29 protein-coding genes are annotated in these 25695 nt (G+C 59.6%); 25 read left to right on the forward strand and 4 right to left on the reverse strand.

From position 1 onward, the window contains the following. Positions 1 to 65: 65 nt before the first annotated feature. The 7 genes from HDF16_RS12375 (at position 66) to HDF16_RS12405 (ending at position 6955) form a co-directional block, all read left to right on the forward strand. Positions 66 to 1304, forward strand: a complete 1239-nt coding sequence (locus HDF16_RS12375; protein ID WP_246409037.1) for a tetratricopeptide repeat protein — start codon at positions 66 to 68, stop codon at positions 1302 to 1304. 88 nt (positions 1305 to 1392) lie between these two features. Beyond that, positions 1393 to 1767 (forward strand): PspC domain-containing protein, encoded by a 375-nt coding sequence (locus HDF16_RS12380; protein WP_184216983.1) that lies wholly within the window; start codon positions 1393 to 1395, stop codon positions 1765 to 1767. Positions 1768 to 1772: 5 nt separating this feature from the next. Next, on the forward strand, positions 1773 to 3050 hold the full coding sequence (gene lysA, locus HDF16_RS12385; RefSeq protein WP_184217522.1) for a diaminopimelate decarboxylase: 1278 nt from the start codon (positions 1773 to 1775) through the stop codon (positions 3048 to 3050). A 115-nt stretch (positions 3051 to 3165) separates the two neighbouring features. Further along, the gene (locus tag HDF16_RS12390) at positions 3166 to 3909 is read left to right on the forward strand and encodes a YebC/PmpR family DNA-binding transcriptional regulator (protein WP_184216985.1); all 744 of its coding nucleotides are present in this window, start codon (positions 3166 to 3168) and stop codon (positions 3907 to 3909) included. A gap of 126 nt (positions 3910 to 4035) precedes the next feature. Beyond that, positions 4036 to 4824, forward strand: coding sequence for an acyloxyacyl hydrolase (locus HDF16_RS12395; protein WP_246409038.1), 789 nt, complete (start codon positions 4036 to 4038; stop codon positions 4822 to 4824). A gap of 25 nt (positions 4825 to 4849) precedes the next feature. Further along, positions 4850 to 5824 carry a glutamate formimidoyltransferase gene (gene ftcD / locus HDF16_RS12400; RefSeq protein ID WP_184216987.1) on the forward strand — a complete coding sequence of 325 codons (975 nt, stop codon included), beginning with the start codon at positions 4850 to 4852 and terminating at the stop codon, positions 5822 to 5824. A 144-nt stretch (positions 5825 to 5968) separates the two neighbouring features. Further along, positions 5969 to 6955, forward strand: a complete 987-nt coding sequence (locus HDF16_RS12405; protein WP_348641313.1) for a hypothetical protein — start codon at positions 5969 to 5971, stop codon at positions 6953 to 6955. A 54-nt stretch (positions 6956 to 7009) separates the two neighbouring features. Here the strand turns inward: HDF16_RS12405 and HDF16_RS12410 are convergent, their stop codons facing one another. After that, entirely contained in the window at positions 7010 to 7963 is a 954-nt protein-coding gene (locus HDF16_RS12410; protein WP_184216989.1) for a methyltransferase, TIGR04325 family, read from the reverse strand. Between the two features lie 298 nt (positions 7964 to 8261). On the opposite strand from HDF16_RS12410, the gene HDF16_RS12415 reads away from it, so the two are divergent. The 18 genes from HDF16_RS12415 to HDF16_RS12500 all read left to right on the forward strand — a co-directional run bounded on the left by HDF16_RS12415 (position 8262) and on the right by HDF16_RS12500 (position 22710). Next, the gene (locus HDF16_RS12415) at positions 8262 to 9017 is read left to right on the forward strand and encodes a flagellar hook-basal body protein (protein WP_184216991.1); all 756 of its coding nucleotides are present in this window, start codon (positions 8262 to 8264) and stop codon (positions 9015 to 9017) included. A gap of 38 nt (positions 9018 to 9055) precedes the next feature. Continuing rightward, positions 9056 to 9844, forward strand: a complete 789-nt coding sequence (gene flgG / locus HDF16_RS12420) for a flagellar basal-body rod protein FlgG (protein WP_184216993.1) — start codon at positions 9056 to 9058, stop codon at positions 9842 to 9844. Next, positions 9844 to 10389 (forward strand): hypothetical protein, encoded by a 546-nt coding sequence (locus HDF16_RS12425; protein WP_184216995.1) that lies wholly within the window; start codon positions 9844 to 9846, stop codon positions 10387 to 10389. Before flgG ends, HDF16_RS12425 begins: the two co-directional genes overlap by 1 nt. Continuing rightward, positions 10386 to 11522: a flagellar basal body L-ring protein FlgH gene (locus HDF16_RS31575; protein ID WP_348641314.1), complete on the forward strand. Its 1137-nt coding sequence runs from the start codon at positions 10386 to 10388 to the stop codon at positions 11520 to 11522. Before HDF16_RS12425 ends, HDF16_RS31575 begins: the two co-directional genes overlap by 4 nt. Positions 11523 to 11633: 111 nt before the next feature. After that, positions 11634 to 12821 carry a flagellar basal body P-ring protein FlgI gene (locus tag HDF16_RS12435; RefSeq protein ID WP_184216997.1) on the forward strand — a complete coding sequence of 396 codons (1188 nt, stop codon included), beginning with the start codon at positions 11634 to 11636 and terminating at the stop codon, positions 12819 to 12821. Then, positions 12818 to 13162, forward strand: a complete 345-nt coding sequence (locus tag HDF16_RS12440) for a hypothetical protein (protein WP_184216999.1) — start codon at positions 12818 to 12820, stop codon at positions 13160 to 13162. The genes HDF16_RS12435 and HDF16_RS12440 overlap by 4 nt, the downstream gene beginning before the upstream one ends. 61 nt (positions 13163 to 13223) lie before the next feature. After that, on the forward strand, positions 13224 to 13538 hold the full coding sequence (flgM, locus tag HDF16_RS12445; RefSeq protein WP_184217001.1) for a flagellar biosynthesis anti-sigma factor FlgM: 315 nt from the start codon (positions 13224 to 13226) through the stop codon (positions 13536 to 13538). A gap of 125 nt (positions 13539 to 13663) precedes the next feature. After that, complete coding sequence (locus HDF16_RS12450; RefSeq protein WP_184217003.1) at positions 13664 to 13924, forward strand: hypothetical protein; 261 nt, start codon at positions 13664 to 13666, stop codon at positions 13922 to 13924. Continuing rightward, on the forward strand, positions 13912 to 15318 hold the full coding sequence (flgK, locus tag HDF16_RS12455) for a flagellar hook-associated protein FlgK (RefSeq protein ID WP_184217004.1): 1407 nt from the start codon (positions 13912 to 13914) through the stop codon (positions 15316 to 15318). Before HDF16_RS12450 ends, flgK begins: the two co-directional genes overlap by 13 nt. 36 nt (positions 15319 to 15354) lie before the next feature. Further along, complete coding sequence (locus HDF16_RS12460; RefSeq protein WP_184217006.1) at positions 15355 to 16254, forward strand: flagellin; 900 nt, start codon at positions 15355 to 15357, stop codon at positions 16252 to 16254. A gap of 67 nt (positions 16255 to 16321) precedes the next feature. Then, positions 16322 to 16552, forward strand: a complete 231-nt coding sequence (locus tag HDF16_RS12465; RefSeq protein ID WP_184217008.1) for a hypothetical protein — start codon at positions 16322 to 16324, stop codon at positions 16550 to 16552. Between the two features lie 74 nt (positions 16553 to 16626). Then, positions 16627 to 17313 carry a dienelactone hydrolase family protein gene (locus tag HDF16_RS12470; RefSeq protein ID WP_184217010.1) on the forward strand — a complete coding sequence of 229 codons (687 nt, stop codon included), beginning with the start codon at positions 16627 to 16629 and terminating at the stop codon, positions 17311 to 17313. Positions 17314 to 17338: 25 nt separating this feature from the next. After that, complete coding sequence (locus HDF16_RS12475) at positions 17339 to 17647, forward strand: EthD family reductase (protein ID WP_184217012.1); 309 nt, start codon at positions 17339 to 17341, stop codon at positions 17645 to 17647. A gap of 138 nt (positions 17648 to 17785) precedes the next feature. Then, a complete protein-coding gene (gene rpsO / locus HDF16_RS12480) occupies positions 17786 to 18052 on the forward strand; it encodes a 30S ribosomal protein S15 (RefSeq protein WP_184217014.1) in 267 nt (88 codons plus the stop codon). A gap of 307 nt (positions 18053 to 18359) precedes the next feature. Continuing rightward, a complete protein-coding gene (pnp, locus tag HDF16_RS12485; protein WP_184217015.1) occupies positions 18360 to 20795 on the forward strand; it encodes a polyribonucleotide nucleotidyltransferase in 2436 nt (811 codons plus the stop codon). A gap of 75 nt (positions 20796 to 20870) precedes the next feature. Beyond that, complete coding sequence (locus tag HDF16_RS12490; RefSeq protein WP_184217017.1) at positions 20871 to 21773, forward strand: hypothetical protein; 903 nt, start codon at positions 20871 to 20873, stop codon at positions 21771 to 21773. A 34-nt stretch (positions 21774 to 21807) separates the two neighbouring features. Further along, entirely contained in the window at positions 21808 to 22218 is a 411-nt protein-coding gene (locus tag HDF16_RS12495; protein WP_184217019.1) for a hypothetical protein, read from the forward strand. A gap of 21 nt (positions 22219 to 22239) precedes the next feature. After that, on the forward strand, positions 22240 to 22710 hold the full coding sequence (locus HDF16_RS12500) for a cupin domain-containing protein (protein ID WP_184217021.1): 471 nt from the start codon (positions 22240 to 22242) through the stop codon (positions 22708 to 22710). Positions 22711 to 22797: 87 nt separating this feature from the next. On the opposite strand, the gene polX is transcribed toward HDF16_RS12500, so the two are convergent. The 3 genes from polX to HDF16_RS12515 form a co-directional block, all read right to left on the reverse strand. After that, positions 22798 to 24549, reverse strand: coding sequence for a DNA polymerase/3'-5' exonuclease PolX (gene polX / locus HDF16_RS12505; RefSeq protein ID WP_184217023.1), 1752 nt, complete (start codon positions 24547 to 24549; stop codon positions 22798 to 22800). Positions 24550 to 24643: 94 nt separating this feature from the next. Next, positions 24644 to 24859, reverse strand: coding sequence for a cold shock domain-containing protein (locus HDF16_RS12510; RefSeq protein ID WP_184217025.1), 216 nt, complete (start codon positions 24857 to 24859; stop codon positions 24644 to 24646). A gap of 210 nt (positions 24860 to 25069) precedes the next feature. Beyond that, on the reverse strand, positions 25070 to 25690 hold the full coding sequence (locus tag HDF16_RS12515; RefSeq protein ID WP_184217027.1) for an NUDIX hydrolase: 621 nt from the start codon (positions 25688 to 25690) through the stop codon (positions 25070 to 25072). Positions 25691 to 25695 lie beyond the last annotated feature (5 nt).

Genomic DNA, 25695 nt, shown 5'->3' on the forward strand with positions numbered 1-25695 from the left:
GGGAACGGTATAGTCATTAGCGAGGTTGCTGCGACCCCGGGAGAGTAGAGTACGTCATTCGGACTATGAAGAATATAAAGATTATGGGCCACAGGTTGGGGAAGTTTACCGCGGGGGCCTTCGTACTTTTTCTGCTGGCAATGACCGTCCGAACCTCGGGCGCGGCTGATCTGCACACCGACCCGCTGAACCTGGACCCCATGGTCCGGGATGGGTTTCAACACTTCTACAATCTGGACTATGACGGCTCGCTGCAGCGTTTTGAGACGGTGTTGAAGGCGCATCCTCAGGACCCCATGGCGATGGGTTACGTCTTGACCGTAGTGATCTTCCGCGAGCTCTACCATCAGGACCTGTTGGACACGACCTACTACGCTCACGACAGCTTTCTGAGTTCCAAGCGGAATGTCGACGTGCCCGCGGCGACGCGGCAGCAGATCGAGGATCTGACCGATAGCGTGGATCGCATCTGCGACCAACGGATCAAGAACAACTCGCGCGACAAGGACGCCTACTTTGCACGGGGCTATGCGAAAGGGCTGCACGCGGCGTTCATCACGTTGGTCGATCACAGCTTTGCCGGCGCAGCGCGGCAGGGCTACGCGGCCAGAAGCGACAGCGAACAGGCACTGAAGATCGACCCGGAGTATGCCGACGCCAAGATGGCCGTCGGCATCCAGCAGTTCGCGGTAGCGAGCCTGCCGCGACTGGTGCGGCTGATGGTGGGTATCGTCGGTGTCGGCGGGAATAAGGAAAAGGGCCTGGATATGTTGCGCGACGCAGCAGCGCACGGGTACGTGACCAATGTCAGCTCGCGGACGGTGCTCTCGCTCTTCCTTCGGCACGACGCGAGGTATCAGGAAGCGATCGTGGTGCAGCACGGACTTGCCGAAGAGTTTCCGCATGACTACCTCTTCCGGCTTGAAGAGGCCAACCTGACCAAGGATGCGGGGAATGGCCCCGGAGCGATCGCCATCTATAAGCAGGTTCTTAGCGATGCGCAGAAGCCGGGGTACTTTGCCGATGCAAGGCTGCAGATGGTGTGGTTTGGGCTGGCAGATACCGAACGTGGGCAGAACGACATCTTCGACGCAGCGAACGACTATGTGAACGCCGCCCAGCAGCCAAAGTGCAGCGACTGGCTGAGGAAGCGCGCGCAGTTGAATGCCGGAGAGATGTTCGATCTGCTCCATAAGCGCGACCGTGCCATCCAGCTCTACCAGATGGCAGCGGCCGGAGGCGGCGATCAGTCCCAGGCCGACACCGCTCGCAAGTATCTGAAGGAGCCCTACGCGGGCAAGTAAAGCGGGAGCAGGGAACGGCGGCTGGCCGTTCCGCGTATCTTCCTGCGATGCCGACGATATGGCAGAATAGGGAATTCCGAGGTGACGTATGTTCTGTCCTAATTGCGGGAAGTCTGCGGAGGCGGGAGTCCGCTTCTGCCCATCTTGCGGTACTCAGATTAGCAGCGCCGGATACACCGGTTCCGGCTATCCTCCGCAGCCTGTATCGAAGCTGGTTCGCCCTCGCTATCCGCGGATGATCGCGGGCGTATGCTCGGGGATCGCTCTCCAGTACGGCTGGGACTTGAGCTTGGTGCGCATACTCACCGTGGTCTTTGCACTCGTGACCAGCGGCTTCGGGGGACTTTGCTACCTAGCCGCGTGGGGCATCATTCCCGAAGGGGCCTATGCTCTGCCACCGGCTTCGGGCTATCCATCAGCTACTAATCCACCCTCAGGTTCGACAGGAAATACTACGGTTTGAGTCCATTGAAGAAGAAAGCGCACGCCCCCGAAGCTCGTCCGTTTGCCTACAACAAGAAGTCCCTGTTCTGCGACGGCGTCGACCTGCGAAAGCTCGCGGGCGAGTTCGGAACTCCTCTGTACGTCTACTCGGCCGAGCAGATTGGTTATCGCTATGAACTCTTTGAGGCGGCCTTCCAAGAGCACACGCATACCGTCTGTTATTCGGTGAAGGCGAATAGCTCACTCGCGATTCTGAAGCTGCTGGGCGAGCGCGGGGCCGGATTCGATATTGTTTCGGGCGGGGAACTGGAACGGGTTCGGAAGGCGTTCAGGCCGGCGCTGAAGAAGGTCGTCTTCTCTGGTGTGGGCAAACAAGTTTGGGAGATCGATGCCGCTCTGAAGGCCGATATCCTGATCTTCAACGTTGAATCCGAGGCTGAGTTGGGCTTGCTGGCGGAGCGCGCCGCCGCGATGGGCAAGCGCGCGAGATTTGCGCTGCGGGTGAACCCGGATGTCTTCGCGGAGACGCATCCGTACATCTCGACCGGGCTGAGCGAACATAAGTTCGGAATTGCGATTGGCCTGGCGAGGGCGATCTATAAGAAGGCTGCGAAGAACAAGTCGCTGGACGCGGCGGGAGTGAGCGTCCATATTGGCTCGCAGATACGATCGGTCGATCCGTTTGCGGCGGCAATGGAGCGGGTAACTGGTCTGATCGCAGAGCTGCGGACGGACGGGCACCAGATCCGATACGTCGATGCGGGCGGTGGGCTCGGCATCGACTACTCCCAAGGCGACTTCGACCCGGCGGCGGAGGTGGCTCGGTATGCGGCGGCACTGGGCGGAGTGATCGAGGGCCTTGGAGTGCGTCTCCTGCTGGAGCCGGGGAGGTTCCTGGTTGGCCAGGCGGGCGGGCTGCTGACGCAGGTGCTGTATGTGAAGAAAAACGGGGCGAAGACGTTCGTGATCACGGACGCGGGAATGAACGACCTGATCCGGCCATCGCTTTATCGGGCGCACCACGAGATTCTGCCGGTGAAGCAAGGTAAAGATGCAGGGAAAGTTGATGTCGTGGGGCCTGTGTGCGAGTCGGGCGACTTCTTCGCGCACGACCGCGTGATGTCTGCGGTGAAGCCGGGTGAACTCGTTCTGATCGAGGATGCGGGGGCGTATGGGATGTCGCTGGCTTCGAACTATAACTCGCGGGTGAGACCGGCCGAGGTGCTGGTGGAGGGTAGGCGGGCTCGCCTGGTAAGGCGGCGGGAAAGCCTGCGCGATCTCATGGCTGCTGAGACAGTCTAGCGCGACTACGCCGTGACTCAGGCAAGGTGCAAGTGCTACTATCGAAAGTCGAACGCGGGTTGCGGACAGCAGCGACCGGTGCGAATTCCCGGAGTTTCGTAGAAGAGGTTGAACTATGTCAGGCCATTCAAAATGGGCGACAATCAAGCACAAGAAGGGCGCGCTCGATGCCAAGCGCGGCAAGATCTTTACCCGCCTGATCAAGGAAGTCACCATCGCAGCGAAGCAGGGCGGCGGAGATCCTGACGGCAATCCGCGACTGCGCGGAGCGATTGCTGCCGCCAAGGCGGAGAATATGCCGGCGGACAACATCAAGCGAGCGATCCAGCGCGGTACGGGCGAACTCGAAGGCGTGAACTACGAAGAGATCACGTATGAGGGCTATGGACCAGGCGGCGTTGCCGTCATCGTCGATGTGCTGACGGACAACAAGAATCGCGCGGTGAGCGAGATTCGTCATGCGTTCTCGAAGAACGGTGGCAACCTCGGCGAGTCGAACTCGGTCTCCTGGATGTTCACGAAGAAGGGTGTCATCGTCGTCGCCAAGGATGCCGTCTCTGAAGATAAGCTGACGGAGATTGTGCTCGATGCGGGTGCCGACGATCTTGCGGACGAGGGCGATAACTGGGAGATTCTTTGCGATCCCAAGGAGTTCGAGAACGTGACGAACGCCTTGAAGGCCGCCAAGCTTACGCCCGAACATGCCGAGGTCACGATGATTTCATCGACCTACACGAAGCTTGAGGGTGCGCCGGCGAATCAGATGATGCGTCTGCTGGAAACGCTCGAAGATCTGGATGACGCTCAAAACGTCTATTCGAACTTCGACCATGCAAGTGAGGAAGTTGCAGCAGGGTAAGCAGGACCGGAGACGGAGGAAAAAGCCGCCGGGGGTTTCGGCGGCTTTTTACTGCGCGCAGCTATGCTAGTGGAACGAGAGAGTTTGAAGAACGGGAGTTCACGGATGAAGTTTGGCTTGAGATCGATGTCGATAGGTGCGTTGGCGTTACTGGCAGTTGTGAGCGCGGGCCACGCACAGATGCAGCAGTTCTCGTCTTCCAGCCTGGATGAAGGTGGAGAGGCCGCAGGCACCGCGATTGCAGCCCCGGCGGGGAACACGCATGTGGCGAACCGATTCGAGATGCACTCCAACTCGCTGCCGTTCGAGTACGGCGCTATCGTGCAGGGCGGAGTCGGATTGACCGAGGAACGCAGCGGCTTCAAGTTCATCATGGCTGGCGTCCACGCGGGCAAGGTGCTCTATAGCCACGATAAGCCCGGACTTCTGCGCGGCAACTTCGAGTACGCCATGGAACTCTTCCCCTACTGGCAGTCCTACACGCCCAAGTTTCAGCGGGCAAATTGTGTCGCCGGTCCACTGCTGGGCGGAATCACGTGCTCCCCGTACTACACCGTGGGCGGCACATTTACAGGCGTGACCGCGACGCCGATCATCCTCCGGTGGAACTTCACCGGGCATGGACGGATTGTGCCCTGGGCGCAGGCGGCGGGCGGCGTTCTCTGGACAGACCACAAGTATCCGGCCTTCGGATCGCCGACTCTCAACCTGACGAATGACGGCCCGAACACCGATGCGAGCGTGTGGAACTTTACGCCGCAGGGCGGAGTCGGGATCCACTATTTCCTTTCGCCGACGCGTTCGATTGACTTCGGCGCGAACGCCGTTCATATCTCAAGCGCATCCCTTGGCGACAAGAACCCCGGCGTGAATGCCAGTGTGCAATTCAATATCGGATACACGTTCTGGAAGTAGTTGAGTCTGAAATGGTACTGCGCTGATGAACGCTGAATCGATCATCGAATGTGTTCCAAACTTCTCCGAAGGAATGGATGAGGAGAAGGTCCGCGCCATCGTCGCCTCGATGAAGGTCGACGGTGTGCGTCTGCTGGACTGGTCTCGGGATGCGACGCACAATCGTTCCGTGGTGACGATTGCGGGTAGTCCGGACGCGGTGGTGGAATCTGCGGTACGCGGGGTTGGGAAGGCGGCGCAGTTGATCGACCTTACCCAGCAGAGCGGAGTCCATCCTCGGATTGGCGCGGCCGATGTTGTGCCTTTTGTGCCGGTTAGTGGAATCTCGGTGGCGGAGTGCGCGATGCTGGCGCGTCAGGCGGGACTGCAGATCTGGCGAAGGTACGGGGTTCCGGTCTATTTCTACGGAGCGGCGGCGACACGACCGGACCGGGTTCAGTTAGAAGATGTTCGCAGGGGACAGTTTGAAGGGTTACGCGAGGCGGCGCTTCGCGATGCGATGCGTCGACCGGACGTCGGCGGCCCTGAGTTGCACTCGAAGGCCGGAGCGAGTGCTGTCGGAGCCCGAAGCTTTCTTATTGCTTATAACCTTTATATTCAGCACCCAGGCAGCAACGGCAGCGGACAGGCTCCGATTTTGCCGCAGCAGACCGAGATTGCCTCCGCCCGGGCGATTGCACGGGACATTCGCGATCTTCGGGTCTCAAACGGCGGGTTGCAGGGAGTGAAGGCTATCGGTGTGATGGCGAATGGCCGCGCGCAGATCAGCATGAACATCACCGACTACCAGTTGACCCCCATGGGCCAGGTCCACGCGGCGGTCAGCACCATCGCGCGACGCCATGGGGTCGAGGTCTCTGATGGCGAGTTGATCGGGTTAATTCCCGAGGCGGCGTTTGAGCCGGATTCTGATTGGGTGCGTCAAACCCTTGGATTCAATGCAGAAGAGAAGGTGCTGGAAAGAAAGCTGCATCGTCCGATGGAGTGGCCGGTTAGCTAGCCGATTCCCGACTTAACACTCTGTGTTGAACTGAACCGTTTCAGGACGTGCAAAACGGTCATCATCCATTGACTTGCATTCGACGTAACAGATAGAGACAATCAGGGTGTCGCCCCGTTGCGAACGAGATCAGGAGATTTACCAGTGAATTCCAAGTTGAAGAGTTTGATTCCCGATGTTGCCAAGGGTCTGGCCGTCGCCGCAATTGCAGCTGTTCTGGTGGTGTCACCCGTTGTCGCCCGGGCTGCGCAGTTGAGCAATGACGCGAAATCCGCGATTCCTAAAGACGTGCAGCAGTTGATCGTGGTGGACTACCGGGCGATGCAGAACTCGCCCGCCGCCATGAGCCTGAAGGACCGCGTACTTCCGCCGGAGTTGAAGCGGCTCGAGACGGCGCTGAAGTCATCCGGTCTGAAGGTCGACCAGGACGCCGACATTCTCTGCTTCGCCGCATTCCGTACAGGGACGACTGCTGATTCGGCTCGCATCCTGGGAATCGCTCAGGGACAGTTTCAGACTCGCGCGATCCTGGCGAAGTTCACGAAAGACAAGGTGAAGCCACGCGCGGTACGCAACAATCTCGTGTATCCGATGGGTTCGGCTGGTTTCGATGTCGTATTCCTGAACCAGACGACGATGATCTTTGGTGACAAGAAGTCGATCGATATCTCGCTCGATGCGCACGACGGCCTGCAGCAGAACTTCCTTGCCGACACCGACATGGTGAATGAGATGGGTGCCGTCGATTCGAAGGCTGTTTGGAGCCTTCTTGATGCGAAGGGCACGCAGACCATGATGCGCAGTGTGCTTGGCGATGCTGCCCAGTTGACGGACTACGACACGGTCCGCGACCGGATGAAGAGTTCGCGTTACACGATGGACTTTTCGAACGGTGTGAAGTTCGACATGGCCGTGGTGATGTCCGATACGTTGACCGGAGCGACAGCCGCAACCCTGATGAAGGGCGTCTCGCTGATGCGCAAGACACAGGGATCGCCGCTCGAGAAGCAGGCCTTGGACGAGACCACGATCGATTCGAACTCCGGCACGTTGATGGTTTCGTACTCTTCAACAGACAGCCAGTTCTCGAGCCTGCTCAGCTCTCCTTTGTTCCAGTCCGTTGTGAAATAGGCAAATCTGTTCGATTGAAATTGCCGGGCGGCCCTTTGGGCCGCCCGCGCTGTTTCAGCCAGAGTGTACTGCCACGCCCGCAATCCTGCGAGACGTCCGGCGGGTGCTCATGACGCGCTTCAAAATCTCCCTGGTCGGCTGGGGGTGCCGCACGGCTCCGGCTTGCTTCATCCGGAAGTAGAAACCAGAGTACGCGGAGACAGATGCCTCTGGATGAAGCGGGATATGCAGCCGAAGTTCGTTAGCCTTCCACTCGTCGACCAACTCGTACCCCGCCCTGTACATCGCCTCCAAGAGCACCTCATGAGAGAGAACACGGGCTGGAGAGATTGCGAAGTACTGCTCGTGGTCCTGGATGGTGAACGCCGAAGGACCATAGATCACCGGCGTACGGTTGATGAAGACATGGCGCGGTTGACGGCGGAGGCCCTCGATCAGGGCCGGGGGAAGTTGTTCGAAGTAATGCAGCGCCCCGGAGATGATCACGGCATCGACCGCATCGCAATCCTGGATCCGCTCGACGAATCGAAGGCGGTGTTCGTTTCGCTGTTGTGCCAAATGTGACCCGGCGATGATCGTGTCGGGCACTTCACAGACCGTCCAGGTCATTCCGGGGGGATAAGAAAGGTACTTTGAATAGCCATAAAAGAGATTGCCAATACTTCCGCCAATATCGAGGACAGAGTTGACCTCTCCCATGAGCCGCTGCATGTGGAACAGGACCGGGTAGTCGCTCTCCCGGACCTCTTCCGTCCGGTAGCTGTGGATGCTGATATTGTCGGGATGTTCGTGCGAGGGAACTCTATATTTGCCCGCATGAAGGCGCGCTTCTTCAAAGGATGAAAACGTCCGCCGGAAGCCGGATAGGCAGTGATCGAGCAAGGAGTTACTGCCAAGGGCTGCGAGGATTTTGCGGGATTGGCTATGGCAGGAGAGATGTTCAAGGGTCTTCGCGAGAAATCGAATCTGGCGAAACCGAAGCCGGGTGATTGAGCTGATATGGGACATAGTCGACTCCGGTGAGATAGATGGAGGTTCGAGGGCCCAGTTTGTAGTGTGGTGAGTTGACGCAACCTTAGCTTGTCCAGCTTCAGAGAAGGATCACAGATACGGAGCGATCCGCAACCGACGGTCACGCGGGTTTATTACATCGGTAACTCCTCTAGCACTGGAGCCGCTCCATACGATTGGGCCAAGTCAAGATGCAGCAGCGGTTAGCCTGAATCGCGGCTGGGTGACCCGCTGCTTAGTCCGCTCTAACGGGTTCGCCGGATAATTCGGCCACGCGCTTGCATTCTCTCTGTGCATGGACAGCGGCCTCTATGCGGCATATACGGCGTTACTCTCGCGCACCCAGGCGCTCGACACGGCAGCCAACAATCTCGCCAATGTGGGAACCGGCGGATTTCGGGCGGAGAAGGGACTCTTCCGCGGAGTTCTAGTGGATAACCTCGGCGGGCTCGAGGGCGATTCGCAGGTAGGCTCCTCGGTCAACGACTTTGGCGTGCTTGGCGGTAATGCGCTGGACTTCAGCCAGGGGCAGATGACCGAGACGGGAAACTCGCTCGACCTGGGATTGCAGGGGGACGGTTTCTTCGCGCTGCAGACGTCGCGTGGTGTGCTCTACACACGTGACGGCAGCTTCTCGCGATCCGCTACCGGGGTGCTGCAGGATGCGGAGGGCGAACCGGTCAACGATCCGCTGGGCCAGCCCATACAGATCCCTACGGGAACGGTAGCGGTCTCTCCGAACGGAACCGTCTCGGTCACGACGCCTGAGGGCAATACGATCGTCGGCCAGATCGGCATCTTCACATTTTCCGACAAAAAGATCTTGAAGGCAGAGGGGACCAACCGCCTCAAAGCTCCGTCAGGCGTGGTCCCGATTGCCGGAACCGCAACCATTCGCCAGGGTGCGGTGGAAGGGTCGAACCAGAACGCGATTCAAGGATCGATGCAGCTTGTGATGCTGCAGCGGCAGACCGAGATGATGCAACGCGCCCTGGGCGTCTTTTACACGGAGTTCGATAAGGCCGCGGCTGAGGAGTTGGGCAAGGTTTAGCCGGTTTGGGTTGATGCGGTTCGATACGAGGAGAAGCGATGATTCGAGCAATGTACACGGCGGCAAGCGGAATGGACGCCCAGCAGTTGAACCTGGACACGGTGGCGAACAACCTGGCCAACTCCGCGACAGCGGGCTTCCGCCAGCGCAGGCTGCAGTTCCAGGACATGGTCTACCAGAACCTGGTGGCGCCTGGGTCGGCTTCCAGCCAGCAGACGACCTCCGCAGGTCTGCAGATTGGGTTGGGAACAAGGGCGATCACCAGTGAGGTCATCATGACCCAGGGCGAGTTCAACCAGACGGGGAACCAGTACGATCTCGCGATCTCGGGAACCGGGTTCTTTCAGGTTCAACTGCCTAACGGGACGCTGGCTTACACCCGCGCGGGAAACTTCACCTTGACCAACGTCGGCAATGTTGTCGACCCCAACGGAAACCCGCTGATTCCATCGCTCACGATCCCGTCGAATGCGACATCGGTGACGATCTCTCCCTACGGGGTGGTGACGGCGACGCTGCCCGGCCAGACGACCTCCAGCCAGCTAGGCCAGATTCAGCTCGCAACGTTTCCTAATCCCGGCGGGTTGAACTCGCTGGGCAGCAACCTCTTTCAACCTTCGACCTCTTCGGGCAATGCGATCACCGACAACCCGGGCGGTAATACGGGCATGGGAACACTGCAGCAGGCTTACCTCGAGAACTCGAACGTGGATGTGGTGACGGAGTTCGTGCAGATGATCCTGGCGCAGCGGGCCTACGAGAGCAACTCGAAGGTGATTCGGACGGCGGACGATATGTACTCGCAGATCAACGGGTTGATCCGGTAATGAGAACTCTCGCCCAACTCGCCTTCCACGCCGCGCTCTTTTGCTCCTGCGCGCCGAGCTTTGCGGGAGAGTTGGGCGGGGCCGGGTTGCTTCCTGCACACGCGAAGCCTGCTCCACTCGCCGCGATTATGGCGCGTGCCCAGTTACGTGGCATGAGGCTGCGCGAGGTCCGCTGGGACGCGGTGCTGAAGCAGAACTGGGCGGTGCTCGAAGATGTGCAACATCCCGAGTATCCCCTATGGTCTGAGCGGATGGATACAGTCGGGCCGGTGGAGTTGGTCGATGGAACCTCCGTCGAGGCGAGACCCGCTGAAAGTGTAGCCCCACCCAAACCATATCTTGCGCTCGTTCACTACGGCGACCGGGTAAGGCTCTGGAAGATCGAGCGGAATGTCCGGATAGAGATGAGCGCAATTGCAGAGGGAAGCGCGGCGATTGGCGAAGAGGTGAAGCTCAGAATTCCGAGCTCTGGAGTGGACGGCGATACAGGCTGGCGGGTGGTCGGGGTAGTACATGGGCCCGGGGATGTGGAGATGACGCAGTGAAGATAATTTCCGATGAAGGCAGCAGCGGATGGATCGTTCGTACCTGCCTTGTGGCCTGGTGGCTGATGGCAGCAACGGCGCTATCGCAGACCGCACCTCCGGCCATCACGCCACCTGCAACGCCAGGCTCGGCCCCGGTAGCCGTACAGTCGATCACACCAGCTTCCGGACAGGCGGCGACTCCTGTTGTTATACAGGCACCGGGTGCGGCAGGGCGGACCTCTACCCGGCCGGCAGCGTCTTCAAGGATCTCTCCGCGAACCGTGAGCAGACCTTCGGCGCAGGCGAGCGCCGCCTCGGCTGCAGCGCAGGCTGCGCCGCAGCCGGCACCGTCTGTGCCTGCGACTCCATCAGATTCAGAACCTCCTCCACCGTATCCGGTGGCGGCCAAGGCACTTCCTTCATCGACCACTGATCCGGGCTTTGCCGGTGTGCCGTTAACGACCCCGATCATGGCTGCCGCGCCGCCCCCCGGTAAGCGGACCATGCTGAAGAAGCTGGTCCCGGCGAATCCGAATATCGCGGTGAACTCCCTGAATGCTTACGTGGAGCGGCTTCGCAGGGAGACCTCGAGCGCGCAGCCGGCGGCAGGCGCGATCTGGAGCGAGTCGGGCAGGCTGACGCGGCTCAATACAGACGTTCGCGCGATGCGACCCAACGATCTGATTCAGGTTGTGGTGCTCGAGAACCTTGCCGCATCGACCGATGGGACAGTCAAGAATCAGAGAGCGTCGGCGGCAAACTCGTCGATCTCGAGCCTTATTGGAGCTCTACATGCGAGTAACGCGCTCCAGAATCTGGTCAATCAGAGCTCATCGAATTCACTCAATGCGGCAGGTGCGAGCGCAACCAACTCCAGCTTGACGACAACGTTCGGCGGACAGGTGATTGAGGTGCTGCCCAACGGAATGCTGGTGATCGAAGCGGCCCGGCAGGTCGAGTTCTCGCAGCAGACGCAGACCATCATTCTTCGCGGACTGGTCAGGCCGGAAGACATCTCGCAGGAGAACCAGGTCAAGTCTACGGCGATCTCGAGCCTGGAGCTGGAAGTGAAGGGCAAGGGAATCGTGAACGACTATACGAGGCGGCAGAACCCGCTGGTGCGGTTGCTCCAGCAGATCCTGATCTTCTAATCGAGCGAATTTTCTAAGTTGCCGAAGCAGTTGTTTGTTGAGACCGAGGATGCAATGAGTCAGTCAGGGCTGGGAATCCATCAATCCGATCTACAGGACTCGCGAGGGACTATGTTCCCAGTGGGAAGTCTGGGGAAGCGCGCCCTCGCTGTCAGTTTTAGACTGGCGCGGCGGACGCTTCTACGCCTGAGTTGGGCGTTCTGGCTGCTGGCTTGTGGCCCGGCTGGGTGGGCCATAGAGCCGGTCGCTCCGCCTGAAGTGCAGCATCTGGCTCGGGTCAAAGATATCGCCTCAATTGAGGGCATTCGCGACAATCAACTCGTCGGCTACGGCATTGTGGTGGGTCTGCATAACACCGGCGACAGTCAGCAGACGACCTTCCCTCTCCAGACACTGGCCGCTACGTTGTTGCGCATGGGGGTAAGTGTGCCTGCGTCCGCGATCAAGGTGCAGAACCTTGCCGCGGTCTTCATCTCGGCAACGCTGCCTCCTTTTTCGCGACCGGGGACGAAGCTTGATGTCACCGTTGCATCTGCTGGCGACGCGCAGAGCCTCGAGGGCGGACTTCTGCTGCTGACACCGCTCTACGGCCCCGATGGAAAGATCTACGCCGAGGGCGAAGGATCCCTGGTCGTGGGAGGATATGCGCTCAGCGTCAATGGCAACGTGAAGTCTTACAATCACCCGACGACCGCGAGGATCCCTGCCGGTGCGATGGTAGAGCGCGGCCTCGCGTTCGAACTCGCCGGGCGGCATAACTTCACCCTGCTGCTGAACCAGGCGGACTTTCGCAGTGCGGGGGCGATGGCGACCTTTATCAACAAAGACCTCGGACGCGATGCAGCGCGTTCGATCGATAGCCGCGAGATAAACCTCGAGGTCACTCCGGGAGAAGATATTCCTTCGCTCCTCGCCCGCGTAGAGGCCGTCGAAGTGCCGTTTTATCCGACCGCCAAGGTTGTTGTGAATGAGCGAACGGGGACAGTCGTTATTGGGGGGACAGTAGTTCTTCAACCTGTGTCGATCCTGCATGGCGGTCTTGCGATCAATGTGGTCAGCGAGTTTCAGGTCTCACAGCCGAGTGCCTTCTCGAATACCGGGACAACTCAGGTAGTGCAGCAGACCCAGATCCAGGTGAAGGATAAGCCCGTCAACCGGATCGAGTTGAAAAAGGGGTCGACCGTGGATGACCTGGTACGCAGTCTGCAGAGCATCGGAGCTACGGCGCGGGATGTGATCTCGATCCTTCAGGCGATGAAGTCGGCTGGCGCCCTTGAGGCGGAGATAGAGGTGCTATGAACATTGCGAGTACACAGTGTGCAGATACGGCAGCAAGTCTAAGCGTGCTGAGTCCGACCGACCGAGCGCGCCAGGCCAAGTTGCAGGACGCCGCCGAGCAGTTCGAGGGAATGATGATGCAGGAGCTGCTGAAGCCGATGCAGGCCGGCAAGGATGGCGCCGAAGATGAGAGTGGCGGAGGCTTCGGAACGGGTGATCCGGACCGGGATACGTCGCTCGATACGATGAGCAGCTACGGCACCGAGGCAGTCGCGGCAGCGATTGCAAAGCATGGTGGCCTGGGGATCGCGAAGCAGGTCATGCGCCAGATTGGGATTGCAGACGGGCACCACAGGAAATAGTCATCAAGTACTAAAGTGTCAGAGAGGCTGGCCGATGAAGTGAGTGGACGGAGGAAGTCTTATGAGCATTTCGAACGGAATTGGAAACTTGCAGGGGCTGTCGAACCCGGTAACGCCCGCATCGGCGACGGTACAGACGGGCAAGGAAGAGCAGATCAAGTCGAGCGTGTCGCTCGCTCCTGGAGCAGTGAAGACCACTCCAGTGACGGACCAGACCGTCATCAGCTCGACCAGTGAGCTGTTGACCCGGGCGCTGAGTGGATCGGACGTTCGGTTGGACAAGATTCAGCCCTTGCAGGCGGCGATCGCCGCAGGGACGTACCAGGTGTCCTCATCGGACCTGGCGGACAAGCTGATTACCTCGCTTTTGAAGTGATCGGCGTATAGGGCCTTCTTTGCTCCCATCGGCAGATCTCCCGGCTCGCGATTGGCTGGGAGGACGCAAGGGATCCAGTCTTTCCAGCGTCAGAACCATAGCTACAACGGCGGCATGAGGGAATCATGGTTGAGTCAGTGCGTTTGAGCGATGCTTCAAGAGCTGTGGCCGATGCCCTTGCCAACTTTGACCATGCAGCTCTCGATAGACTCACCGATCTCATGCAGGGCGCGCTCAGCGGTGAGATTCCGGTCGAGCGCGAGCCGATGGAAGCGATCGAAAACAATCAGAGGATACTGGCTGGCGTACTGATGGTGACGGAGCAGAACCTTGCGCTGTTGCGGCGGCTGCGTGAGCGAAAGGCAGGCAACGAATGGGCACTCTAATCTCTGTCCTCAACATTGCACGGGAAGCAATTGCGGCCGAGCAATCTGCCGTAAACGTAACCGCAAACAATGTCGCCAACCAGAACACTCCTGGGTACACGCGCGAGGTGTCGAACTTCGTGGCCCAGGACACCTATCTGCTCAACGGGCATAACGTGGGGGATGGTGTGCTGGCCGGCCAGCCGACATCCGTGCGCGACCGCGTTCTGGAACAGCGTGTACAGCAGCAGACGCAGATCCAGTCGCAGAGCGCGGCAATTCAGTCGGCACTGAGTGACGTCGAGAGCATCTTCGGAGTGACGTCGACGACGACAAGCTCCAGTGTGACCCAGCTGGGTAGCGCGGTGAACGCGTTCTTTTCCGCGCTTACGGCACTTGCCGCAAATCCTTCGGACACGCCGACGCGACAACAGGTTCTGAGCGCGGCTTCCACGCTGTCCGCCACCTTCAACGCGGAGTCGTCACAGATCTCGCAGATCACAACGTCGCTGCAGGGGAGCGCGTTGAACATTGTGGGGCAGGTGAACACACTGCTCTCCACGGTTGCAACGCTGAATGCGAAGATCGCGGCGCAGAGCCCGAACACGGATGCGGGAGTGCTTGAAGACCAGCGCCAAGCTGCGATCAATCAGCTCTCGCAGTACATCGGCCTGGACGAGATCAACACGTCGAACAATGGGATCGAATTGACGACCGCCAATGGCGGCTTCCTGGTGTCGGGGCCGAACAGCTATCCGTTGAGCGCGACGGTTCTTGGCGGCACAGTGCAGGTGCTTGCCGGGCCGAACTTTACCAATGTGACCTCCGGGCTAACTGGAGGTTCGCTGGGCGGGACATTGCAGGCGCTGACTACCAGTATTCCTCCGCTGCTGGAACAGTTGGACACACTTGCGTATTCGATTGCCACGGCGGTGAACACGCAGAATGAAGCTGGGGTGGATGCCAACGGCAATCCGGGCGCGGCGCTCTTCACCATTGGAACGACGGCTCCGGGATCCGCCGCTACGATTGCAGCCGCGACCACGAATGGAAGCCTGGTCGCGACGGCTGGCCCGGGTGAAGGCAGCACGGGAAACACGAATGCCTCGGCGCTCGCCGCGCTGGGCACGGCGTTGATTGCGGGCGGCCAGACAGCATCGAGCTATCTTGCATCGGCGCTGGCGACGATTGGTGAAGCAGCGGCAACGGCGAACAACGACAGCACCCTACAGCAGGCGACGTTGACACAATTGACGACTCAGAGGAACTCGCTCTCCGGGGTGTCGCTCGACCAAGAAGCTGCCGATCTGTCCCAGTATCAGAGGTCCTATCAAGCGGCCTCTCAGCTCTTCTCCATCATCGACACCCTGTTTGCGACGGTCTTGAACTTGGGAGTCGTCACAACGGTTTCCTAAAGAAAGCACCGCAATCGTAAGAATCAGGAGCAGACAATGCGCGTTGATCCGTTTTACATCCAGGGCCTCTCCACGGCCCTGGACAACATCACCAGCAATGAGGCCGATCTGAGCGGGGAACTGGCAAGCGGGCTCCGCGTTTCGAGGTTGTCCACCGACGCGGTTGCGGTTGGCCAAAGTACGGTGCTGGCGGCGGCGATCAGCGCAGCCGACTCCTATGTCCAGGTCGCTACTTCTACGCAGAGCAAGCTGCAGGTGACCGACTCAACCTTGGGCGAGGTAGTGACGGCGCTGACGAAGGCGATCTCGCTGGCAATTTCGGGCGGCGACGGCACGCTGGGCGCGAGCGACAAGGCGATTATTGGACAGCAGATTGTGGCGATCCGCGACCAGATACTCGGACTGGCGAACGCTTCCTACCAGGGGCAATACATCTTCTCCGGAAGCCAAGGACAGCTTCAGCCCTTCACGTTGAGTTCGACGACCTCTCCGGCAAAGGTGACCTATGCCGGGGACAGCGCGCTGCAGTACACAACCACACCTAACGGACAAAAGATCCAGACAAATCTTGCGGGATCGAGCCTGTTTACCGCTCCCGGAACAAACGTCTTCTCGGCCTTGAATACCGTGATTGCGGACTTCGCTTCGAATGCTTCGAGCACGCAGATTGGGGCGGACTCTGCGCTACTGACCACCGCATTGAACACAGTCGACAGCCAAAGGAGCATCATCGGAACTTCGCTGGCGCAGATCCAGACCAGCAGCACCTACGCACAGACGACCTCAGCGCAATTTACGGCGTCGGAGACAACCTTGATCTCCGCAGACCCGGCCAAGGTGGCGACGCAGTTGAGCACCGCCGAGACCCAAGGACAGGCGTTGAGCAGCGTGATCGCGTCGCTTGCCAAGGGCAGTCTCTTCGACTACATCAAGTAAATCCGCAATAGGGAATTCGACCGCCTTCGGCAATCCGGTACTCTTGTTCTAGAAACAGGAGGCCGGATTGTTCGAGGCGGTCAGATTTTTGTGGAACGCGACGCGCGGGCACCGACTGTCGCCCTGGCGAAGCGAATACCTTCGCTGGCGGCTGGAGACCTACACCGGCAAGCCTGCGGGCGAGGTTCAGCCGCGCGACTTCTGGGATCTTTTCTGGAGCGATAAGCGGCAGTTTTTCCGATTCATGGCGTGGATAGGCGAGATTAAGAGCTATGCCGACGGGAAGAGCATCGACTGAGAAATTGAAGCTCGGCGCAGCGTCCATTCATCAGTTCAAAACAGAAGACTGCTAAACAAAGTATTGGGAGCTATATGGGACAGATCGTTGAACTGAAGGCGCAGGATGGACATGAATTGGACGCGTATGTAGCCACTCCGCAAGGCGAACCGATTGGCGCGGTAGTCGTGGTCCAGGAGATATTCGGCATCAACAAGAGCATTCGCGATGTAGCGGACGGCTTTGCCAAGGAGGGCTTCCTCGCCATCGCTCCGGCAATCTTCGACCGGTACGAGAAGAACGTCATCTTGGGCTATACCGGCGATGATTTGCAGAAGGCCTTCGCTCTCTACAGCAAGCTGGATGTCACGACAGCTCTGCTGGATGTGGCCGCGGCGTTCGCGAAGGTCTCTGAGAGTGTGAAGAAGGTCGCGGTGACGGGCTACTGCTACGGCGGTCTGATGAGCTGGCTGGCTGCCACGCGCGGTGAGGCGCTGGGCATGCTGCCGGCCTGCACCTTTGGCTACTATCCCGGCGGTGTGGGGAAGGTGGCGACCGAGAAACCGAGCTGCCCAGTGATGCTGCACTTCGGAGGCGCGGACTCGCATATCGGCGCGGACCAGCGTGACGCCGTCCGCGAAGCGCACCCCGACGTGACGGTGTATATCTATGAGGGCGCGGAGCATGGCTTCGCCAACCACTTCCGCGATGCTTACAATCCCGAGGCGGCGAAGCTCGCAATGGAGCGGTCGCTGGAGTTTCTGAAGAAGAACATCGGTTAAGACAGCAGGCGGCAGCGGAGCAATTATGGCAAAGATCGTTGTAACGTATGGAATTCCAGGTGATGTTGAAAGCTTCGATCGTCACTACAAGGAGATCCACATTCCGCTGGCGTTGAAGCTGCCGGGCTTGAAAAAGTTCGAGACGAGTGAAGGGCCGGTGGTCTCACCCGCCGGCCCTTCGCCCGTGCATCTTGTTGCGATTCTGCACTTTGAGGACATGGCGTCGCTTCAGGCGGGGCTCGCAAGCCCCGAAGGTCAGGCTGCGGCGGCGGATGCTCAGACGATTATGGCGCCGGGTTCCGGAATGCTGATCTTCGACAGCAGAGAGTTCTAACAGAAACTTGCTCCCAATGCCGGAACCGGGCGCATCCTCCTTGATTCTCTTCGCGTTGCCGCCTGCGGCAAGCGATGCTATCCTCTTAGAGACACTACGAAGAGTGGACATAAGAGAAGATCAGGAGTAACAACAGCTGTGTTGGCATCCGTAAAAAAGACAGACATTATCGAGAAGTTTCGTACGCACGACTCCGACACCGGGAGCCCAGAGGTTCAGATCGCGATCCTGACTGAGCGGATCACCGAGTTGACGGAACACTTCAAGACGCACAAGAAGGACCATGGCTCGCGTCGCGGACTTCTCATGCTCGTGAGCAAGCGCCGCCGTCTTCTGGACTACCTGAAGAAGGTGGACGCCGACCGCTACCGCGACGTCATCGGAAAGCTCGGAATCCGCAAGTAGCCTCTACCCCTCCCAGAGACAGTCCAGAGAGACAGTTGATTCATGGATATTTGCCTGGCTTGCCCAGTAACGGCTGCGGACATCGCACAGAGTCTTTCGGGATTCATCTGCGGGTGCAGCTAACCATGAATACAAACTCGGGCATTCCGGCTCTCTCAACAGGATCCATCCATAACAGGCGCAGCCAGCCGCAGACGCTTCCAGCGTCGCGGACGGGCTGCGCCTCTCGCGCTTTCCGCGCCGTTTTCACGGCTGACGGAGCGCGCCACAAGTTCCCAAAACGATAAAAAAGAAGAGGAAGACAACGATGAAACAGGACGTCGTAGTAGAGCTTGCCGGCGGCAAGCAGATCAAATTCGAAACCGGACGGGTGGCCAAGCAGGCCTCCGGCGCAGCCTTTACCTCAAGCGGCGACAACGTAATTCTCGCAACCGCAGTAGCTTCGCCCGACCCGAAGGAAGGCATCGACTTCTTCCCGCTGACCGTTGAGTATCGCGAGTTCACTTACGCCGGCGGACGCATCCCCGGTGGCTTCATCAAGCGCGAAGGCCGTCCGAGCGAGAAGGAGATTCTCACCAGCCGTCAGATCGACCGCCCCATCCGTCCTCTCTTCCCGGAAGCCTTCCGCAACGAGACGCAGGTTGTGGCGTTCGTCTACTCCGCGGACAAAGAGAACGATCCGGACGTCCTCGGCATCAACGGCGCAAGCTGCGCGCTCGCTCTCTCCGACATTCCTTTCCATGGCCCGGTCGGCGCGATTCGTGTTGGCCTCATCGATGGCAACTACCTGGTGAACCCCACCTACGCAGAGCGCAAGACCAGCACCTTGAACATCATGGTCGTCGGCACCAAGGACGGCATCGTGATGGTCGAGTCGGGTGCGAAGGAGTGCTCTGAGGAAGAGGTTGTCGGAGCCATCGAGTTCGCTCACGTCGAGATCAAGAAGATCTGCGCTGGTATCGAAGACCTGGTCAGCCGCGCTGGCAAGACCAAGCGTACGGTCAACCCGATCGAAGTCGATCATGACTATCTGAACGGCCTCTATGCGAAGGTCGGCGACCGGCTCAAGGACGCGCTCGACACGCAGAAGCACCCCAAGTTCGAGAGCTACGCCCTGGTCAAGGAGATCAAGGACGAGCTGAAGAAGGACCTTCCCGAAGGGGATTCCACTGCCCCCAAGAAGCTGAGCAAGTACTACGAGCTGCTCCGCGAAGACATCTTCCGCAAGCAGGTCCTCAACGACCGCATCCGTCCCGACCACCGCGCCTTCGACCAGATTCGTCACATCGAGATCGAGGTTGGCGTTCTTCCCCGCGTCCATGGTTCGGCTCTGTTTACGCGCGGTGAGACCCAGGCGCTTGTTTCGGCAACGCTTGGCACCACCGACGATGCGCAGCGCATCGAGACCTACGAGGGCGAGCAGAAGCGCCGCTTTATGCTGCACTACAACTTCCCGCCGTTCTCGGTGGGTGAGGTTGGACGTATGAGCGGTGTGGGCCGTCGCGAGATCGGCCACGGAGCGCTTGCGTATCGCGCGATCGAAGCCGTGCTCCCGGATGAGACCGAGTCGCCCTACACGCTGCGCGTCGTCTCGGACATTCTTGAGTCGAACGGATCGTCCTCCATGGCAACCGTCTGCGGAGCGTCTCTGGCGCTGATGCAGTCTGGCATCGCCATCAAGGGAGCGGTCGCCGGTGTGGCGATGGGTCTCGTGAAGGAAGGCGATAACTACGCTGTCCTCTCGGACATCGCAGGCGCTGAAGACCACTACGGCGACATGGACTTCAAGGTGGCCGGAACCCGCAAGGGCATCACCGCGCTGCAGATGGACATCAAGATCATGGGCATCACGCCGCAGATTATGCGTGAAGCGTTGGCGCAAGCCAACAAGGGACGTATGTTCCTGCTCGACACGATGGACGCTGTGATCTCGAGCGCCAAGGAAGAGAAGTCCGCGTTCGCTCCTCGCATCCACACCATCCAGATTCCTACCGACAAGATCCGGGATCTCATCGGACCCGGCGGCAAGGTGATCCGTGGCATCGTCGATGCTACGGGTGTGAAGATCGACGTAGACGATTCGGGCCGCGTGAATGTGGCTTCGAGCGACGCCGACGGTCTGGCACGCGCGATCCAGATGATCTCGGACATCACTGCGGTTCCGGAGATCGGCAAGACCTACCTGGGCAAGGTGGTTCGCATCGCTGAGTTCGGCGCATTCGTCGAGATCTTCCCCGGCACCGACGGTCTTCTGCATGTCTCCGAGATCGCTGAGCATCGCGTCAAGGACGTGAAGGACGAGCTTCGTGACGGCGACCAGATCCTGGTCAAGGTTCTCTCGATCGAAGGCAACCGCATCAAGCTGTCCCGCAAGGCTGTTCTGCGTGAACAGCGCGCCAAGCTCGGCCTGCCGGAAGGCAATCAGATCGGCATCGATGCTCCTGCTCCTGGAGCCACGGTCGGTGAGGCCGCTGACTTCGACGAGGACGAGGACGATGGCGAGGAGTTCGAGGGCGACGGTGAGGGCGAAGAAGCTACCGACGAGCCGAACTTCAACCGCGCTGACGGCGCTCCAGTTCCGGCAGGTGCCGGCGCAGGGCGCACTCCGGGAGCCCCTGGTGCTGGCGGAGATCGCCGTCCCGGTGGCGGTGGTCGTCGTCGCCGCAGCGGACGTCGTCCGGGTCAGGGTGGCGGTGGTGGAAACTCCGGCGGAGGCGCACCTCAGGGTGGCGGCAATCGCTAAGCTTCATTCAGTAAAAAGCTATGAGAGGGTCGCGCTTTGGCGCGGCCCTTTCGTTTTCGCTGAAGGCCAAACGGCATGAAGCAATCGCACATCCTTGGGCTGGTGTTACTCTGCGTGCTCTCCGGAAGCGGATGGATTCTGCTGCAGATCTATCCGCGCGAGATCGGCTTTCCGTTTGCTGGATGCATTCACTTCGCCGTGATCAGCGTTGTTGCGGCAGGCTACGGCATGGCCAAGCGGATGGCATTGCCAAGAGCTTCAATCGGTGGCTGGATCACGCTGTCCGGCATGGGCGTCTTCGCGGTTCCGGCGTTGGCGCGCGGTATCTCCACAGGCGCCGTATCGGAGTTCACCAGCTTGGCGCTGTTCTGCTCAATCCCGCTGCTGACGGTCCTGCTGCTTGGAGCCTTCGAGTGGACGGGCGTGCGCGCGGTCGCGCCACGCGCTCTGCTGACGAGCGTCTTCGGCGTGGGTGGTGCGTTGCTGGTCCTTCCAGCAACGCTTCCCGGCTCCACGAGAGGGTGGATCTTCTTCAGCTTCATGGCCGTGTGCTGCTTGCTGGTTGCCGTCGCTGGAATCGCGATGCACAGGCTGATACAGGGCGTTGCTGTCGCGATCACGTTAGCACTCACCGCCTTTGGATGTGCGGCGCTGCTGGGGGGATATGGTGTGGCTGCGGGCTGGCCACAACTCACGATGCGCTTAATAGGATTCGAGTGTGTCCGTTGCCTGCTCTTCGATCTTCCCGTGATGTGGCTCACCGTTTGGCTCATTCGCGAGGTCGATCCAGGCAGACTCTCCGCGCGATTCCTGCTGGTGCCGCTCGTCACCGCTGTCGAGGGCTATGCTGCAATGAGTGGCGGAGTGGAGTTGGAGGCCGGCGTTGGCATGATTCTCCTGACAGCCAGCGGCATCCTGTTGATCCGGGACAAGGCTCCGTCGGGCGACGAGGACGTCTCCAGCCTGCATCTGCGTTGACTTTTCGACAGGACCTTCGGGATAAGATGCGGAGATGGCTGCTTCTCTTTACATCGTCGTGGAAGGTGAAGACCCGGAGTACGACATCTTTGTGAATGGCAGGTCGCTGGCGCTGCATGAGGACTCGGTTGAACGATTGGCTCTGCAACTCGGTGTGAAGCCGCTACTCGATTTCTTCTCGGCCGACGAAAACTCCATGGCGCTTCTGATCGAAGAGGGAGCAGGGAATCCGAAGTTGCTGCCAAGCCTTCCTCCGCCGCAGTGGTACGCGGCTAAGGATGGTCTGGCGACGGTCTCAGCCCTGGCTGCAGCCTTGCGTGAAAACCCCTCGCAGATTGGTCCGGAGGGAGCGCTAGTGATGGCCGAGCTGGAGGAGTATGCGATTGTGCTGCGCAAGGCGTACGAGCGCGGGCTACGGTGGCATCTGGCGGTGAGTTGGCGTTAGGGATTAATGCGGAGGATGACGATGAATCGGCGAGAATTGCTTACCTCGATGTCTGCATTAGCGAGCGCGATCATGGTGCCCGAGGCTCTGGCGCAATCCGCACAACAAATCACTCATGTAGATGCGAAAACTGGCGGGCCTCCACTTCAAAGTGGCGTGGTGAAAAGGGAGAGCCTTCAGGCGGAGGGTGCTGCACCCGGAGCGAAGGCTTACGTCAATTTCAATGGGCCAACCAGGCAGCTTGCCGCGCTCGCTTCAGGGCTTGTAGAACTGGAACCTGGAGCGAAGCCTCATCCGCCGCATCGCCATCCCGAGGAAGAGATCATGATCGTGGGTGAAGGCAGCGGGGAGTTTTCTATCAATGGTGTTGCAACGCAAGTGAAGACGGGCGACATGCTATTCGCTGAAGCCAACGTGCTGCATGGCGTTCTGAATACTGGAACCACGCGTATGACGTTTTACTTCGTGAAGATGATGGCGAAGAGCGCTTAGCAACGCGACGGCAGAAAAAGCGGATCCTCCGCCTGCGGCGAACGATGACAAGTTTGGGCGGGATGACGAAGGGGATTGGTAGCGGACTCAGGGCTTCGGTCTTAGTTCGGCCATGAACTGATCGAAGGGCAGCGTGTTCAACACATCACCCGCCGAGAGCCATGCCCTTCGCAGTTGCGTGATGCCGAACCACATTCGGTCGAGCTCTTCAGTCGCGTGAGCGTCGGTGTCGACGACAATCTTGCAGCCGTGCTGTTTCGCAAGCCGAAGATGGAGGTCGTTCAGGTCGGCGCGTGCCGGGGCGGCGTTGTGTTCGACCGCCACTCCAAGTTCAGCAGCCCGTTGCAGGACCACATCCATGTTGATCGCATAGGCGTCCCGCTTCAGCAGCATCCGTCCGGTCGGATGGCCGAGGATGCGGACGTGGGGATTATCAATCGCTCGCAGCACACGTGCCGTCGTCTCTTCGATGGGCTGGTCGAACCGGCTGTGAATGCTGGCGACGACGATATCCATCTGGGACAGTGTCGAATCTTCAAGATCAAGCGCGCCATCGGCGAGGATATCGACCTCAATCCCCGGAAGCACCCGGATTCGCCCATCCATCTCTGCGTCCACCTCGCGAATGCGTTGGACGTGGGCCAGAGCACGAGCGTCGTCGAGACCGTTTGTCATCGCTAGATGCTTCGAGTGATCGGTGATCGCGATGTAGCTGAGGCCCCTCGCGAGCGCGGCTTCCGCCATCTGCCGGATGGTGTCGCGACCATCCGTCGCGTTGGTGTGCATGTGCAGATCGCCGCGGATGTCGGCCAGCGTGATCAGGTTCGGCAGCGAGTGATTGGCGGCGGCTTCGAGCTCGCCGGAGTTTTCGCGGAGTTCGGGAGCGATGTAGTCGAGGTCTAGCGCGCGATAGATCTCCTCTTCACTGGCTGCGGCAACGATGACGTTGTCTTCGAGGCGGAGGAGAGCGTACTCACTCAGCGTGAGGCCGCGTTTGATGGCCCTTTGGCGCAACGCAACGTTGTGCATCTTCGATCCGGTGAAGTACTGCAGCGCTGCGCCATAGCTGGCGCGCGGGAGCAGGCGGACATCCACCTGGAGGTTGTTGCGTAAGGTGAAGCTCACCTTGTTCTGGCCTTTAGCCAGGAGCTTGTCGATGAGCGGAAGGCTGGCGACGTGTTCGACGGCAGCGCTGACCACGCCGGGCTCGCATGCGGGGCCGGTCACGAGGAGGTCGAGATCGCCTACGGTCTCGCGGCCTCGACGAAGAGATCCTGCGGGCGTGATCTGATCGATTCCGGGGAACTCGCGGATGAGGGCAGAGATGCGCAAGGCATGCTCTTCGGCGTCGTCGATGCGGAAGCGACCGGAGTTCTTGCGATAGTCCTCGATGCCTTTGAGAAGCTTCAAGGTGAACTTCTCACCCATGCGCGGCAGGGTGCTCAGATGTCCGGCCTTCGCCGCTTCTTCCAGGGCATCAATGTCGCCGACCGCGAGTGCCGTCCAAATAAGAGCGACGGTCTTCGGCCCCATGCCGGGAAGGCGAAGCAACTCCAGCATGGTGGGCTTGTACTTCGCCAGCAACTCGTCGCGCAGCGGCATAGATCCGGTCGCAACGAGATCCCGAATGTTGGCAGCCATGCCTTTGCCAATACCAGCGATGGCGAGCAAGGCTTTGGGATCGGCATCGGGGCCGGTGAGGGTTGCAAGCTGCGTGGTCTGCTGTTCTACAGCTTCGGCGGCCCGCCGGTAGGACCTGATGCGGAAGGGATCCGCAGCATCGATTTCGAGAAGCGCCGCGGTCTCGTCCAGAAGCCGGGCAATCGTTATGTTATCCATATGACAAAAGGGGCAGACGCGTGAAAGCTCGTCTGCCCCTCGATTGTAAGTGATTGGGTTGGAAGTGATTTCGCCCGATCCCTCTAGAATTCCGTCAAGCCTCTTTGAGACGCGCTACCTGGTCTGCCTGGGGTCCTTTTGAACCCTGTATTATGTCGAACTCCACTAAATCGCCCTCCTTCAAACTCTTATAGCCCTCGAGTTGAATCGAGCTGTAGTGAACGAATACATCGGCACCATCATCCCGACCGAGGAATCCGTAACCCTTTGCGTTGTTAAACCACTTCACCGTTCCTTTGTACTGTGCCAAGTTACGCTCCTGGAGTAAATCGTGAGTTCCAGGCCTATTTCTGGGGAGGCCCTTGTCTGCCGTGCGGTCTGAGCCCGGTATTGAAGATTAAGACGCAGGGTTGCGCCCGGGGGTTTCCCGATAGCGGATGAGGACGGAATTGCAAATGGGCCAACCAGGCAATTGCCTGGTCGGCCCCATTCGCCGTCAGCGAGTCAAATTATGCGATGCCTAGCTGGATTGGCGAAGCTGCTCCTGAAGAAGTAGCAAGCCGATCAGGGTCTTACCATCGTGGATCTTCCCGGAAGCGATCAGCTTCAGCGCTTCTGAAAGAGGCATCTGAAGGATTTCGATCTGCTCATCGGCCTCGGGCTGGGCTTCGCCGGGCCGGATGTCCCGCGCAAGGTAGATGTGCATCGACTCGCCAAGGAATCCGGGGCTCGCGAAGTACTTTGTGAGCAGCTTCCAGCTCTTTGCGCGATAGCCGGTCTCTTCGATCATCTCGCGCTTGGCGGCCGCGAGCGGGGGCTCGTTGGGCTCGATGCGGCCTGCGGGTAACTCAAGCAGGAACTCGCCGACAGCGTGGCGGTACTGCCGCTCGAGGATGATGATGGGGTCTTTGGGGTTGGCGGACTCGTCGATCGCCAAGACAACCACGGAGCCGTTGTGACGAATCACATCGCGCTTGAAGATAAGGCCGTTCGCTTCCTCGACCGTGTCCTTGTAGACATTGATGACGCGGCCCTTGTAGGCGAGCTTCGACGATATCAGGCGGGATTTTCCGTGAACGGACTTAGGGGAGGATTTCTTGGGCGAGGTCGCTTTGAGCGCGGTCTTTACCTTGGCAGCCATGACCC

Origin of the sequence: Granulicella aggregans (assembly GCF_014203275.1) — a bacterium.
Taxonomy (GTDB): domain Bacteria; phylum Acidobacteriota; class Terriglobia; order Terriglobales; family Acidobacteriaceae; genus Edaphobacter.